This is a genomic window from Stenotrophomonas sp. FW305-3-2-15-E-LB1 (assembly GCF_058787375.1).
Map to the genome: position 1 here is coordinate 29,681 of NZ_JBYSZR010000037.1, position 14,594 is coordinate 44,274.

Consider the following 14,594-nt stretch of genomic DNA (forward strand, 5'->3'; position numbering starts at 1 on the left):
AAGGTCGACACCTACCAAAAGCCGCCGTTACCAGTAGAGCCACGCCATGCGTGGATGAATTCATTCGATATCCCACAGATGTGCCGACTAACGGTCGGCACCCACCAACAGCCGCCGGCCAACTGTCGAAGGCGGGGCACTGTGGGTTTGCGGGGTGTGAGCCGCATGGATGCGGCGACCAAGCCCCCATGGGTGAGGGCGCTTTGCTTGCGAAGCACTGCTTCGCAAGCGCCCGAACGCACAGCCGCCAGCGGCTGGGCCGGCCTGGGGGTTCACGGCGTCCCCGCAAACCCACAGTGCCCCGCCATCCCACGGAATGCCGCTTTGGCTTTTGACGTTGACGTTGATTGCAGCAGGTGCAGGGCTGCAAGCCCTGCCGATACCCTTACACTCACTACCGCCTCCCAACTGCCCACCCGCATGAACCTTCCGCTGCACTTCGGCCTGCTCGGCTCGCTCGAAGCCGGTGCCATCGCCCTGCTGGTCGGGCTGCTGGTGTACTTCCTCTGGCATCACCTGTGCCGCGTCTTCCGCTGGTCCATGGGCCATGCCATCGGCTGGGCCTGCGTGTTCGCGGTGGCCATCTCCGCCGGCATCGATATGTGGAAGCTGTTCTACATGGGCATCGTGCGGCTGGAATCACCGCTGTATGCGCGCATCTTCCTCTCCACCATCCACGACCCCAACGAACTGGGCAGCCGCGTGGTGCTGGAAATCGCCGGTGCGCTCTCCGGTGTTGCATTGGGATGGCTGTTGTTCAGTTCGCGGTCATCTGCACAGAACGTCGATTGACGCAGGTTTTTCGTTGCGTGCCGGTTAAATCCGGCCGCGCTGAATGCTCGCCTTATGGACCGCTCACTTTGCCCTAACCACCGCGCTAACGCATGCGTCGGGACGAGTGGTTAATGGGGTGTATTCACGCCGGTTGCAGCCCAAAATCGATTCAGAAACGCGGTGGCAGGGTAGGTGCCGTGCGGAGACAACACCCCGCGCTCCACCACCCAAAGGAGATCCACCTGATGACTATTCGCAACCGCAAGCCCCTGCTCGCCCTGATCGTTGCCGCCGGCAGTGTGCTGGCCGTCCCGGCCATGGCGCAGACCGCCCAGCAGCAGGCAGCCCAGGCACAGAATCAGGCGGCGCAGGCACAGCAGTCCGCGGCCCAGGCGGGCCAGGCGGCTGACCAGGCCTCCAGTGCGGCTGCATCGGCGCAGGCACAGGCCAGTGGCGGCGGCCAGACCTGGGCCAGCATCGATACCGATGGCAACGGCACCATCAGCAAGTCCGAGGCACAGGTGAACGCGGGCCTGGCCCAGGTGTTCGACCAGGCCGACACCAACAAGGACGGCGAGCTCAGCGCCGACGAGTACAAGGCGTTCGTGGCCGCCCAGCAGGCGGGTGCGGGTGCCGGCGGTGGCAACTGATCGCCGCCTGACCAGAACCGGTTGAACGGATCCGGTTGCGTTCGGGGCAACCGGTGCATGGGGCCCGGGCGGCGTTGGCCGCCCGGGTTTTTGTTGCCTTCGCCAGCGCTGTATCCTTGTCGCATGAACGCCTCCACGCCTGCTCGCTCGCGCGCCATCGGCCTGGTCGGTTTTGACGGTGACGACACGCTGTGGAAGAGCGAGGACTACTACCGCAAGGCCGAGCAGGATTACCTGGACCTGCTGTCGCGCTACGTCGATGTGCACGACACCCAGACCGCCCGCCACCTGCTGGAAGTGCAGCAGCGCAACCTGGCCGTGTTCGGCTACGGCGTGAAGGGCATGGTCCTGTCGATGATCGAAGCGGCCATCGACATCACCGGCCAGCGCATCGACGCCAAGGACATCCAGCGCATGCTGGACATCGGCCATGACACCCTGCGCCACCCGGTCGATCTCATCGATGGCGTGCGCGAGTCGGTGGCGGCCATCGCCGAGCAGTACCCGGTGGTGCTGATCACCAAGGGCGACCTGTTCCACCAGGAAGCCAAGATCAACGTGGCCAACCTGCGCGAGCTGTTCCCGCGCATCGAGATCGTCTCGGAAAAGGACCCGGAAACCTACGCCCGCGTGCTGGCCGAATTCGACCTGCCGATGCAGCAGTTCGTGATGGTCGGCAACTCGCTGCGCTCGGATATCGAGCCGGTGGTCACCCTCGGCGGCTGGGGCATCCACACCCCGTACGCGGTCACCTGGGCGCATGAAACCCAGCATGGCGTGGCCGACGACGAACCGCGCATGGTCACCGCCGATACCGCCTGGGATTGGCCGGCCGCGCTGGCCGCGATCGAGGCCAAGGCCGCTGCAGCGGCCTGACAGGGCCCGGCGGCTGCGGCAGAATCGGGGCATGAAGCGCTTTCCGACCCTGCTGCTGTCGCTCCTGTTGCTGGCGCCAGCCACCGTGCTGGCCCAGCAGACCGCCGAACGTTCGGCGGCCTACACGGTGGAAACCGGTGACCGTTGGCTGGATGCCCAGCTGCAGGACATCAACCACTACGCCGAGCGTTACCCCGATGCCTTCCTCGATGAGGTATCGCGCTACGCCAATGTGCCGCGCGGTTATGTCAGCGCGCTGTTCACCACCCACGGCTGGCAGGCCGGCGATATCTACTTCGCCTGCTTCTGGGCCAAGGCCAGCGGCCAGACCTGCCGCGACAGCGTGCGTGCCTTCAGCCAGAACCCGGAAGGGGGCTGGGAGGCGGTGGTCACGCGGATGCCGGTGAAGCCGGACAATCTGCATGTCCGCGCGGTGCGCCACGCCATCGTGGCCAGCTACGAGCACTGGGACCGGCCGATCACCCTCGATGCCACCCTGAAGCGCCAGCTCAAGCGGTAGCGCCGGGCCATGCCCGGCGAGCGCGACGCGCGGCCCCGGAGTTCGCCAGGCATGGCCCGGCGCTACCGATGGTGTTCCCGGCGAGCGGCGGCGACAATACGGCCCTTGCCGTTCCCCGTTCCCGCATTCGAGTGACTGATGAGCGCCTCTTTCGTTTCGCCTGATGTGATCCGCCGCCTGTTCGCCCAGGCCATGTCCCGCATGTACCGCACCGAAGTGCCGCTGTACGGCACGCTGGTGGAACTGGTGGAGCGGATCAACGCACAGGTGCTTGCCCAGGACCCGGCGCTGGCCGCGCAGCTGCAGCGCAACGACGAGCGCGCACGCCTGGACGAAGAGCGCCACGGCGCGATCCGCGTCGGCACCGCGCAGGAGCTGGCCACGCTGCGCCGCCTGTTCGCGGTGATGGGCATGTTCCCGGTCGCCTACTACGACCTGTCGGTGGCCGGCGTGCCGGTGCATTCCACGGCCTTCCGCCCGCTCACCGGCGCGGCGCTGGCGCAGAACCCGTTCCGCGTGTTCACCTCGCTGCTGCGCCTGGAGCTGATCGAAGACGAAACCCTGCGCGCCGAGTCCGCGCGCATCCTCGAACGCCGCCGCATCTTCACCGAGGGCGCGCTGGCGCTGATCGACCAGGCCGAGCGTGACGGTGGCCTGTCGCAGGCCGATGCCGAGCGCTTCGTTGCCGAGGCACTGGAAACCTTCCGCTGGCATGGCGATGCCACGGTCGACCTGCCCACCTACCACGCGCTGCACGATGCGCACCGGCTGGTGGCCGACGTGGTCAGCTTCCGTGGCCCGCACATCAACCACCTCACCCCGCGCACGCTGGATATCGATGCCGCTCAGGCGGCGATGATCGAGCACGGCATGGCGGCCAAGGCAGTCATCGAAGGCCCGCCGCGCCGCGCCTGCCCGATCCTGCTGCGGCAGACCAGCTTCAAGGCGCTGGAAGAGGCGGTGCATTTCCCGGGCGGTGAAGGCGGCGCGGCCGGCACGCATACCGCGCGCTTCGGCGAGATCGAGCAGCGTGGCCTGGCCCTGACCCCGAAGGGCCGCGCGCTGTACGACCAGCTGTTGTCGCAGGCCCGCGATGCCGGCGGCGAAGGCAGCACCGGCGGTGACTACGGCCAGCGCCTGCAGGCGGTGTTTGCCAGCTTCCCGGATGACCACGACACCCTGCGCCAGGAAGGGCTGGGCTATTACCGTTACCAGCTGACCGAGGCCGGCCGCGCCGCGCCGGAACGCGTGGCCGATCTGCCGGCCGAAGTGCTGGTGGCCGCCGGCCTGGCCACGGCCGACCCGATCGTCTACGAGGATTTCCTGCCGGTCAGCGCCGCGGGCATCTTCCAGTCCAACCTGGGCGGCGAAGAGCAGCGTGCCTATGCCGCGCACGCCAACCGCGAAGCGTTCGAGCAGGCGATGGGCGTGGCGGTGAACGACGAGTTCGAGATCTACGAGCGGCTGCAGGCCGAATCGCTGGCGGCGTTGCGCGCCGTTTGAGGGTAGAGCCGGCCGCTGGCCGGCTGTTGATGGTGCCGGCCAGCGGCCGGCACTACCCCTGGCAATCAGCCCTTCATCGTGCCGGTATCCAGCCAACGCTGGTGCCACGACAGCGCTTCGGGCAGCAGGTGCGGGGTGTGCTTGCCGTAGCTTTCGCGGCTGGCACGGTCGAAGTAGTCCTGCAGCTGCGGGCGGAAATCCGGGTGCGCGCAGTTGTCGATCAGCACCTGCGCGCGCTTGCGCGGGGTCAGCCCGCGCAGGTCGGCCAGGCCCTGCTCGGTCACGATCACCGACACGTCGTGCTCGGTGTGGTCGACATGGCTCACCATCGGCGTAATCGCCGAAATCGTGCCGTTCTTCGCCGTGGACGGGCTGAGGAAGGCCGACAGGAAACCATTGCGGGCGAAGTCACCCGAACCGCCAATGCCGTTCATGATCCGCGTGCCCATCACGTGCGTCGAATTGACGTTGCCGTAGATGTCCACTTCGATCATGCCGTTCATGCCGATGCAGCCCAGGCGACGCACCAGTTCCGGGTGGTTGGAGATTTCCTGCGTGCGCATGATGATGCGTTCGCGGTAGAAATCGATGTGTTCCTTGAACGTCTCGTTGGCCTGCGGACTCAGCGCGAAGCCGGTGCACGAGGCATAGCTCAGCACGCCGTCGCGCAGCAGATCGAGCATGCCGTCCTGGATGACTTCGGTGAACGCGGCCAGATCGCGGAAACCGCTCTTGGCCAAGCCCGCCAGTACCGCGTTGGGAATATTGCCCACGCCCGACTGCAGCGGCAGCAGGTTCGGCGGCAGGCGGCCCTTCTTCACCTCGTGCTTGAGGAACTCGATCAGGTGCGAGGCGATCTGTTCGCTGGTCGCATCGATGGGGCTGAAGGGGCTGTTGCGGTCCGGGCCGTTGGTGCGCACCACCGCCACGATCTTGTCCGGGTCGCAGCGCAGCGCGGTATCGCCGATGCGGTCGTTGGCGTTCACCAGCGGAATCGGCTTGCGGTGCGGCGGCAGCGCGGTGCCGTAGTAGATGTCATGCATGCCGTCGACGCCGGCCGGCTGCCATTCGTTGACCTCGACGATCACCTTCTTGGCCAGGTCCAGCCAGGTCTTGTTGTTGCCCACCGAAGTGGAGGGCACCAGCGAACCGTCCTCGCGGATGGCCGAGACTTCGATCACCGCAGTATCGATCTCGCCGTAGAAGCCGAACCACACGTGCTGGGCGACGTGGCTGAGGTGGATGTCGATGTAATCCAGCTTGCCCTCGTTGATGCGGTTGCGCGCATCCGGGTCGCTCTGGAACGGCATGCGCATGGCGATGCCATCGGCCTTGGCCAGCGCACCATCGAGTTCCGGCGCGGTGGAGGCGCCGGTCATCAGACTGATCTGGAAGGGCAGGCCCTGGGCGTGCACCGCTTCGATGCGGCGGGCCAGTTCCACGGGAACGGCCTTGGGGTAGCCGGAACCAGTGAAGCCACTCATGGCGACGGTTTCACCGGGCTGGATCAGCGCGGCTGCGGCCTCGGCGGAGACCACGCGGTCACGGAGACGCGCGTTGGCGATGCGATCAACAGACATGACGACACGTGTTTCAGGGGGGAATCCCGATTATCGGCCATCCCCCGGCGTACGGGGCGTTCTACCTTCGTGGAATGGCTTTTCCGGGCTGCGGGCTACCATACCCACCAGTTCTGTTTTGCAGTGCAGCGTGCAATGTCCTTCCGCAGCCCGCAGGATGGCCCTGCATCCCGACGTGGGGGAGGGAGCAGAGCCCGCTGGCAGTTCGCTGCAAGCGGGCTTTTTTATTGCCTGATGCCCAAACTGAATGCGGGCATGCTCTATCGGTAGTGCCGGCCGCTGGCCGGCAACCCGCAACCGGCAACCTGCGCACCCCTGCCGGCCAGCGGCCGGCACTACCGGGTCCGTTGTGCCCCGGCCGGGTCGATACAATCGACCCATGACCTTCGCCCCCGCTGAACTGCCCGCCACCCTGCAGCCCCTGGTCGACCGCGCCCTGGCGCGCCTGGCCCACGTCCTGCCCGGGCCCATCCCCGCCGAGCTGCAGCCGCCACTGGCGCGCCTGGCGGTGGCCAGCGACTTCGCCCTGGACACCCTCGTGCGCCAGCCGGCGCTGCTGGCCCATCTGGCGCAGCCGGGCTGCCCGCCGCTGCCGGCGCCGGTGCTCGACCCGCAGCAGCCCAGCGACTGGCCGGCGCAGCTGCGGCGCTGGCGTGCGGCCATGTCCACCCGCCTGGTCTGGCGCGATCTGGCCGGCCTGGATGACGTGCCGCAGACCCTGGCCGGCGCCACCACCCTGGCCGAGGACTGCCTGCGCCTGGCGCTGGAGGCCCTGCAACAGGAATTCGCCCAGCGCCACGGGGTCATCCGCGATGACCACGGCCAGCCCATGCAGCTGGTGGTATTCGGCCTGGGCAAGCTGGGCGGTGGCGAGCTCAACTTCAGTTCCGATATCGATCTGGTCTACGCCTACCCGCAGGGTGGCGAATCCGACGGCCCGCGCCCGCTGGCCGCCGAGGAATACTTCGCCCGCCTCGGCCAGCGCCTGGCCAAGCTCCTGGATGAAACCACCGTCGATGGCTTCAGCCACCGCGTCGACCTGCGCCTGCGCCCGTTCGGCAGCGCCGGCCGCGTCGCGCTGTCGTTCGCGGCGATGGACCAGTACTTCCAGCGCGAGGGCCGCGACTGGGAACGCTATGCCTGGCTGAAGGCGCGCGCGGTGGCCGGTGATATCGCCGCCGGCGAAGCGTGGCTGCAGACCCTGCGCCCGTTCGTCTACCGCCGCTACCTGGATTTCACCGCGCTCGACGGCCTGCGCGAGATGAAGGCGGCGATCACCGCCGAGGTCGCCCGCCGCGAACTGCACGAAGACATCAAGCGCGGCGCCGGCGGCATCCGCGAAATCGAATTCCTCTGCCAGGCCCTGCAGCTGATCCGCGCCGGGCGCGAGCCGGTGCTGCGCGAGCGGCGCCTGCTGGTGGCCCTGCAGGCGCTGGTCAATGCCGGCCAGATTGCAGCGGACGATGGTGCCGCGCTGCGCGAGGCCTACCTGTTCCTGCGCCGCCTGGAAAACCGCCTGCAGATGCTGCGCGATGCACAGACCCACGTGCTGCCCAGCGACCCGCTGGACCGCCAGCGCATCGCCCTCGGCCTGGGCTATGGCGATTGGGATGAACTGCGCGCGGCCCTGGCTGTGCAGCAGCAGCGGGTCAGCACCGAATTTGCCGCGCTGCTGGCCCCGCGCAAGGGCCAGGCCGCCCCCGATGCGCTGGCCAGCTACTGGCGCAGCCTGCCCGACGGCAGCAACGCCGAACTGCTGGCCGAAGCCGGTTTCCTCGATGCCAACGGTGCCGACCAGTCGCTGCGTGATTTCGCCCAGAGCACCGGCGTGAAGTCACTGTCCGATGCCGCGCGTGCGCGCCTGGACCGCGTGCTGCCGGCGCTGCTGCATGCGGCCACGCGCTCGCCGCAGCCTGATGCCGCCCTCAAGCGCGTGCTCGGCCTGTTGCAGGCCGTGCTGCGCCGAACCAGCTACCTGGCGCTGCTGGACGAGCAACCCAGCGCCCTGGCGCGGCTGGTAGACGTGCTGGCGCGCAGCGCGCTGCTGGCCGAACGCCTGGCGGCGTACCCCCTGCTGCTGGACGAACTGCTGGACGTGCGCGTGTCCGGGCCGATGCCCGATTTCGCCGGCATGCTGGCCGAGTGCCAGCAGGTGCTGCCGGTCGAGGATCCCGAATCGCAGCTGCGCTGGCTCAATGAAACGCGGCTTGCGCTCAGCTTCCGCATGGCGATGGCCACGCTGGACGGCCGCCAGGGCGCGGTGGACAGCACCCGCCAGCTGGCCGAGCTGGCGCAGGCGGTGGTCATCACCGTGCTCAAGCTGGCCGAGGCGGACATGCAGGCCGCGCACGGTGCCGTGCCGGGCGGGCGCTTCGCGATCATTGGCTACGGCAGCCTGGGTGGGCTGGAGCTGGGCTTCGGTTCCGATCTGGATCTGGTGTTCCTGCACGACCATCCGGCCGGCGTGGAAGCCAGCGATGGCGCCCGCCCGCTGGAACCGGGCCGCTGGTACGCTCGCCTGGCGCAGAAGGTGATGGCCCTGCTGGGCGCGGTCACCGCCGCCGGCCGCCTGTACGACATCGACGTGCGCCTGCGCCCGGATGGCGGCAAGGGATCGCTGGTGTCCTCGCTGGCCAGCTACACCGACTACCAGCGCGAACGCGCCTGGACCTGGGAACACCAGGCCCTGGTGCGCGCACGCGGCGTGGCCGGCGATGCCAGCCTGCTGGCCGATTTCGAACAGGTGCGCGCACAGACACTGGGCCGTGAACGCGACCACGCCACCCTGTATGCCGACGTGCTGAAGATGCGCGGGCGCATGCGCACCGAACTGGACCGCAGCGATGCCGCACGCCTGGACCTGAAGCAGGGCGCCGGTGGCGTGGTGGATCTGGAATTCCTGCTGCAGACCGGCGTGCTGGCACGCAGCGCGCAGGTGGCGGCGCTGCTGGAACCGCGCGACACGCCGTCGTTGATCGACGCACTGGCGGCGGCAGGATTCCTGCCCGAAGACACCGCACGTGCGCTGCAGGGCGCGCACGCCACCCTGCTGGATGTCGGCCTGGCCTGCACGCTGGACCGCCGCCCACGGCTGGCAGCCACTACGCCTGCGATTGATGACGCGTGTGCAGCGATCAGTGCCGCCTGCGTGGCCGCGGAACTGCCGTTCGGCTGAACTGCTTTGGTAGGTGCCGACCGTTGGTCGGGCGATGCCCCGCTGTTGGTAGGTGCCGACCGTTGGTCGGCACACTCTGTCAGCCGCGATGAACCCAGAAGGATCGTGCCGACCAACGGTCGGCACCCACCGGAGCGATGGTCGGGCGATGCCCCGCTGTTGGTCGGCACACTCTGTCAGCTGCAATGAACCCAGAAGGATCGTGCCGACCAACGGTCGGCACCCACCGGAGCGATGGTCGGGGGATGCCCCGCTGTTGGTCGGCACACTCTGTCAGCTGCGAGGAACCCTGAAGGATCGTGCCGACCAACGGTCGGCACCCACCGGAGCAATGGCCGGGCGATGCCCTGCTGTTGGTCGGCACCGACCAGGGCAATGGTCGGGCGATGCCCCGCTGTTGGTCGGCACCCACCAGGGCAATGGTCGGGCGATGCCCCGCTGTTGGTCGGCACCCACCAGGGCAATGTTCGGCACCTACCGGGGCTCAGCGCATCTCGCTGCGCAGCGGTGCCATCTTCCACAGCAACGCGCGGAACGGTGCCAGCAGGCACACGCCGATGGCCAGCTTCACCGCCAGGTCGCCTGCGGCCCAGCTCACCCACGGCAGCGCAGAACCGGCGAAGGCGATCGACCAGAAGATCGTGGTGTCCACCGTCGCGCTGCAGGTGGTGGCCACCATCGGTGCGCGCCACCAGCTGCCACGGCGCAGGCGGTCGAAGACCGTGATGTCCAGCAGCTGGGCCACGATGAACGCCGAGCACGAGGCAATGGCGATGCGCGGGGTCGCCACCCACACCGACAGCACCACTGCCACCAGGAAACCGATCCACGCCACCCGGCGGGCCGGGCCCGGGCCGAAGCGGCGGTTGATCAGGTTGCTCACCAGGAACGCCACCGGGTAGCTGAACGCGCCCCAGGTCAGCCAGTCGTTGATGGGGTACTGCACCAGCACGTTGGACAGCAGCACCACCGCGCCCATGGCCAGCACTGCCAGCACGAGCGCGCGCGGGGTCAGCGGGGCAAACACAGGGTCAGGACGCACGGACATGGCGAGCCAGGGGAGGACGAGGGAATCGTCCATTATCCGCCCGGTGGCCGGCAAAGCCCAAACCGCCCGTAACCTGGTAGCGCCGGGCCATGCCCGGCGGTTGGCGGTAAAGGGCCGCCGGGCGTGGCCCGGCGCTACCCGAGGGTGAGGCGCGCGTGCACTTCCGCCGCCACCCGCGCGGTTTCGCGCAGCGGCTCGATGCGGTCGTACTGCCAGTCCAGCCAGCGCGCCTGCAGCCGCCCGCGTTCATGCAGCTGGCGCTGGAAGCGGGCCAGCCGCCCCTGCGCAGTGCCGGCCAGGGCCACCATCACCGGCATGCGCGTGGCGCTGGCTTCAGAGAGCAGGTTCACCGAATCCGGCGATACCACCACCCGGTTGGCCCAGCCCAGCAGGCCGGCATACGGGTTCACGCCGTCGCCGCCGTCGCCCCAGATGACATGCGGCAGATGCGCGAACTTTGCGCGCAGGATCTCGGCCAGCGCCGGCGGCGTGCGCCGCGAGGTGGTGGCCAGCAGGCTGCCGCCTTCGCTGCGGATCTGCTCGGCCAGTGCGTCGAACACGGCCACCATCGCCGCCTCGTCCCACGGCGCCAGCGGCGTCGGCCCGCCCACCAGCAGCGCGGTGCGGGGGCCGGGCAGGGTGCTGAAACCGGCAAAGGCGGCACGGCCCCAGGCCAGCCAGTCATCGTCCACCGGGTTCAGGCTGCCCACCAGGGTCAGCACGTTGCTGCCACGCAGGGCATCGTGTTCGGGCACCACCACCAGATCCCAATGGCGCGAGGGCAGGCGCGGGTCGAGGATCTGCACCGTGCGGCTGCCGCGCGCACGCAGTACGCGCAGCGCACCGGCGGCCTGGCGGCCACAGCCGATCGCCAGCGCCGGGGCCTGCGCGGCCAGTTCGGCGAAGTCCTCGCCGTAGCCGTTCACATCCCCGGGCAGGCGCCGCGGCGAGAGCCAGCGCCACGGCGCACGGGGCTGCAGGACCAGTGGGCGGTGGGTGCCTTGGCGCAGCGCCGAGGCCAGCGCGACCGCCTGGCGGACATTGCCGGCACGGCCGTCAGTGACCGTCCACGGCGCGCTCGATCGTTTCACCATTGGCATTAATTCGTTTCAGCCCTGCTGGGTGTTGCAACAGTCGCGACACTCTACACTCCTGATCGTCGTTTCGCCCCGGGTCGCCCGCGGGCACTCACTCCCTTTTGTTGCCCTGGAGATCCACCGATGTCCCACGCGCTCGACGCTGCTGCACTGGACCAGCTGTTCCGCACTGCCCGTACCCAGAACGCCTTCCTCGACACGCCCGTGGAAGACGCCCAGCTGCACGCCCTGTACGAGCTGGTGAAGTGGGGCCCGACCGCCGCCAATGGCAGCCCGGCGCGCTTCGTGTTCGTGAAGTCGGCTGAAGCCAAGGCCAAGCTGGCCCCGGCGCTGTCCGAAGGCAACCACGACAAGACCCTGGCCGCCCCGGTCACCGTGATTGTCGCCTTCGACCAGGATTTCCACGAAAAGCTGCCGTACCTGTTCCCGCACACCGATGCCAAGGCCTGGTTCGACGGCCCGCGTGAAGGCCGCCACGAAGGCGCGTTCCGCAATGGCAGCCTGCAGGGCGCCTACCTGATCCTGGCCGCCCGCGCGCTGGGCCTGGATGCCGGCCCGATGTCCGGCTTCGACAATGCCAAGGTCGACGAAGCCTTCTTCGCCGGCACCAACATCAAGTCGAATTTCCTGGTCAACCTGGGGTACGGTGACCCCTCGGGCCTGTTCCCCCGTCTGCCGCGCCTGTCGTTCGACGAAGCGGCGCGCATCGCGTAAGTCGCTGTATCGGTTTCGGGCCGCCGCCTTGGCGGCCTCTGCTGCACCGTGTACCCACCCTACGATTCCGGAGAGTTCCTCAGATGAGCGCCACCCGTAAACTGCTGCTGCCGCTGGCCCTGACCCTGGCCATCGCCGCCTGCTCCAAGCCGGCCGACACCGCTGCCCCGGCCGCCGATGCTGCCGCCCCGGCGGCCACCGAGCAGGCTGCCGCCACTCCGTCGGCTGACGCTGCTGCCGCCGCCCCGGCCGCCGAAGCGATCCAGATCGCCTCGGGCACCTACAAGCTCGACCCGAGCCACACCGACGTGCTGGCCCAGTGGAGCCACTTCGGCTTCTCGCACCCGAGCGCGCACTTCGGCAACGCCGAAGGCACCCTGGTGTACGACGCCGCCGACGTGACCAAGTCCACCGTGGAAGTGAAGCTGCCGCTGAGCGGCCTGAACAGCTTCACCGCCAAGTTCGACGAACACCTGAAGAGCGCCGATTTCTTCGACGCCGCCAAGTTTGCCGATGCCACTTTCAAGAGCACCAAGGTTGAAGCGGCCGGCACCAACAAGCTGACCGTCACCGGCGACCTGACCATCAAGGGCATCACCAAGCCGGTCACCCTGGACGTCACCGTCAACGGCGGCGGCGAGCACCCGATGGCCAAGGTCCCGGCTGCCGGCTTCGATGCAACCACCACCCTGAAGCGCAGCGATTTCGGCGTCGGCGCCTACGCCCCGAACGTCAGCGATGAAGTGAACATTCGCATCACCACCGAAGCGACTGGCGAAAAGCCGGCTGCTTGATGTAACCCGCTCACTCGTCGTGAGAAGGCAGAAGGCCCGCTGAAAAGCGGGCCTTCTTTTTTTTGGGGGGGATGGGCCTGGGCGGGAACCCGCTTTCCGTCGGGGCTGCGCGGAAACCTGCTTTGGGGCGGGCCTGCACGGAAACCTGCTTTCGGTAGAGTCGACTGTCAGTCGACTGCTCTTCGCAGTGCGCCAAGATCCCGCGCTGCGCGCGTTAGTCGACTGACAGTCGACTCTACCCCGTCGTTGTTTCCGTAACCCCGCCGGGATATCCGCAATCCTGCCGGCCAGCGGCCGGCACTACCGCCCTCAGCGCAGCGCCACCAGCCAGGCTGCACACGCTTCGCTCGGGCTCTGCTTGGCCTTCACCGTCATGCCGCTGGCGCGCGCGAAGGTCTGTGCGGCCTGGGCCACCACGTTGCGGGCAATCAGCGCGGCCTGCTTGGTAGCCGCCTGCTGCTTGCGCAGCTGCACGATATGCACCGACGGGCGCCCCGCCGGCGCGTACTTCTGGTCGCGGCGCAGGATGTCGGCCACCTGCGCCACTTCGAACTCGGCCTGCAGGAAACGGTGCTCGGCTTCCAGCAGCTCGCGCAGCGGCGCGCGCAGGGCGGCCGGGTCGGCGAAGGCGGCCAGGGCCGTATCGCAGGCCGCGTCATCGGCGAGGCGGGTGCGCAGCTTGTCGACGCCGGCCAGGGTCAGTTTGCCCATGGAGGGCCTCACAGGTGCAGGAAAGGAGCGCGATTGTGGCAGAGAACGTTGCAACGCGTTCCTGCAGCGCCGAGCCCAAAGCAGCCGAGCATCGGCGCGGCCCTACAATGGACCGCTGTTTCACACCACGGAAGGCAACACCATGCAGGAAGCACAGTATTGGTTGAACGAATTCTGGGCCGGGTTGAGCGTGTTCGACCTGGCCCTGGGCAGCGTGCTGGGCACGTTGCTGGGGCTGCTGGCCGGCCTGGGCCTCTGGTATGCCCTGCATCGCCGCCACTGGCTGCACCGGCAACGGCGCTGGCACCACTGGCTGCTGGCCAGCTACATGGTGCTGCTGCCGTTGGGCACGGCCTTCTTCGGCCTGCAGTTGGGGTTCACCGCCGGTGCGCACCGCGCGCTGCTCAAGCAGCTGGACCACTTCCAGCCGCACCTGCAGACCCTGGTGGGCACGTGGAGCCACGGCTTCACCGATTCGCTGGATGACCCGCGCATGCGCGAGGCGCTGCGCAGCCAGGGCACGGTGGGGGATATCGCCGATGCAGTGGCGTCGGCCTACCTCAGCGAACACCCGCTGCCGATGGCCGACCGCCTGGGCGAGGGCCGGGTGGGGCGCGCCAGCGGCTGGGTCATCGGCAAGGTGCGTGAAGGCGTGCTGCGCGGCCTGGTGGAAGACACCCTGGCGGACAAGGCCGGCGTGGTGGGCGTGGAGCCCAAGGTCGTGCGCGAGGCGCTGACCATGCAGGTGGACGAGCTGCTGCACACGCGCGGCGTGGTGCGGCTGGTCAAGGCGCAGATCAACGGCATGATGCCCGGCGTGTACTTCGGGCTGTTGCTGCCGTGGCTGGCCATCGTGCTGCTGATGGGGCTGGAGATCTGGGCCGCGCACCGGTTTGGCTGGGTGCGCCGGGTAGCGCCGCCCTTGTAGAGCCGAGCCGATGCTCGGCTTGGCGGTGAAGCAGCCGAGCATGGGCTCGGCTCTACAGGGCAGGCAGTGCGGACCAACGGTCCGCACCTACCCCAAGCGACATCAATCGCCGTCGGTTTCGTCCGGGTGCGCCGGGTAGCGCCGCCGTTGTAGAGCCGAGCCGATGCTCGGCTTGGCGGTGAAGCAGCCGAGCATGGGCTCGGCTCTACAGGGCAGGCAGTGCG

General features: G+C 68.5%; 13 protein-coding genes. 9 read left to right on the forward strand and 4 right to left on the reverse strand.

Annotation, left to right across the window (positions count from 1 at the left end):
• Positions 1 to 420: 420 nt before the first annotated feature.
• The 5 genes from AC3WL7_RS19525 (at position 421) to hglS (ending at position 4,323) form a co-directional block, all read left to right on the forward strand.
• A complete protein-coding gene (locus AC3WL7_RS19525; RefSeq protein ID WP_108745791.1) occupies positions 421 to 792 on the forward strand; it encodes a hypothetical protein in 372 nt (123 codons plus the stop codon).
• 227 nt (positions 793 to 1,019) lie between these two features.
• On the forward strand, positions 1,020 to 1,424 hold the full coding sequence (locus AC3WL7_RS19530; RefSeq protein WP_079220396.1) for an EF-hand domain-containing protein: 405 nt from the start codon (positions 1,020 to 1,022) through the stop codon (positions 1,422 to 1,424).
• A gap of 123 nt (positions 1,425 to 1,547) precedes the next feature.
• Positions 1,548 to 2,300, forward strand: coding sequence for an HAD family hydrolase (locus AC3WL7_RS19535; RefSeq protein ID WP_079220397.1), 753 nt, complete (start codon positions 1,548 to 1,550; stop codon positions 2,298 to 2,300).
• 31 nt (positions 2,301 to 2,331) lie between these two features.
• Positions 2,332 to 2,820, forward strand: a complete 489-nt coding sequence (locus AC3WL7_RS19540; RefSeq protein WP_200733532.1) for a hypothetical protein — start codon at positions 2,332 to 2,334, stop codon at positions 2,818 to 2,820.
• Positions 2,821 to 2,958: 138 nt separating this feature from the next.
• Positions 2,959 to 4,323: a 2-oxoadipate dioxygenase/decarboxylase HglS gene (hglS, locus tag AC3WL7_RS19545; RefSeq protein WP_492752592.1), complete on the forward strand. Its 1,365-nt coding sequence runs from the start codon at positions 2,959 to 2,961 to the stop codon at positions 4,321 to 4,323.
• Between the two features lie 65 nt (positions 4,324 to 4,388).
• Here the strand turns inward: hglS and scpC are convergent, their stop codons facing one another.
• Positions 4,389 to 5,903 (reverse strand): succinyl-CoA:acetate CoA-transferase ScpC, encoded by a 1,515-nt coding sequence (gene scpC, locus AC3WL7_RS19550; RefSeq protein ID WP_492752594.1) that lies wholly within the window; start codon positions 5,901 to 5,903, stop codon positions 4,389 to 4,391.
• A 379-nt stretch (positions 5,904 to 6,282) separates the two neighbouring features.
• Here scpC and glnE point away from each other — a divergent pair, with 379 nt between their 5' ends.
• Positions 6,283 to 9,078, forward strand: a complete 2,796-nt coding sequence (gene glnE / locus AC3WL7_RS19555) for a bifunctional [glutamate--ammonia ligase]-adenylyl-L-tyrosine phosphorylase/[glutamate--ammonia-ligase] adenylyltransferase (protein ID WP_492752595.1) — start codon at positions 6,283 to 6,285, stop codon at positions 9,076 to 9,078.
• 484 nt (positions 9,079 to 9,562) lie between these two features.
• Here glnE and AC3WL7_RS19560 read toward each other — a convergent pair whose 3' ends face one another.
• The gene (locus tag AC3WL7_RS19560) at positions 9,563 to 10,126 is read right to left on the reverse strand and encodes a queuosine precursor transporter (protein ID WP_492752596.1); all 564 of its coding nucleotides are present in this window, start codon (positions 10,124 to 10,126) and stop codon (positions 9,563 to 9,565) included.
• 134 nt (positions 10,127 to 10,260) lie between these two features.
• Positions 10,261 to 11,220: a mitochondrial fission ELM1 family protein gene (locus AC3WL7_RS19565; protein ID WP_492752598.1), complete on the reverse strand. Its 960-nt coding sequence runs from the start codon at positions 11,218 to 11,220 to the stop codon at positions 10,261 to 10,263.
• Between the two features lie 126 nt (positions 11,221 to 11,346).
• On the opposite strand from AC3WL7_RS19565, the gene AC3WL7_RS19570 reads away from it, so the two are divergent.
• A complete protein-coding gene (locus AC3WL7_RS19570) occupies positions 11,347 to 11,937 on the forward strand; it encodes a malonic semialdehyde reductase (RefSeq protein WP_079220405.1) in 591 nt (196 codons plus the stop codon).
• Positions 11,938 to 12,020: 83 nt separating this feature from the next.
• Positions 12,021 to 12,731: a YceI family protein gene (locus AC3WL7_RS19575; RefSeq protein ID WP_079220406.1), complete on the forward strand. Its 711-nt coding sequence runs from the start codon at positions 12,021 to 12,023 to the stop codon at positions 12,729 to 12,731.
• Positions 12,732 to 13,040: 309 nt separating this feature from the next.
• Here the strand turns inward: AC3WL7_RS19575 and AC3WL7_RS19580 are convergent, their stop codons facing one another.
• The gene (locus AC3WL7_RS19580) at positions 13,041 to 13,442 is read right to left on the reverse strand and encodes a hypothetical protein (RefSeq protein ID WP_200734538.1); all 402 of its coding nucleotides are present in this window, start codon (positions 13,440 to 13,442) and stop codon (positions 13,041 to 13,043) included.
• A gap of 142 nt (positions 13,443 to 13,584) precedes the next feature.
• Between AC3WL7_RS19580 and AC3WL7_RS19585 the strand changes: the two genes are divergently transcribed.
• A complete protein-coding gene (locus AC3WL7_RS19585; protein WP_492752600.1) occupies positions 13,585 to 14,370 on the forward strand; it encodes a hypothetical protein in 786 nt (261 codons plus the stop codon).
• Positions 14,371 to 14,594: the final 224 nt, after the last annotated feature.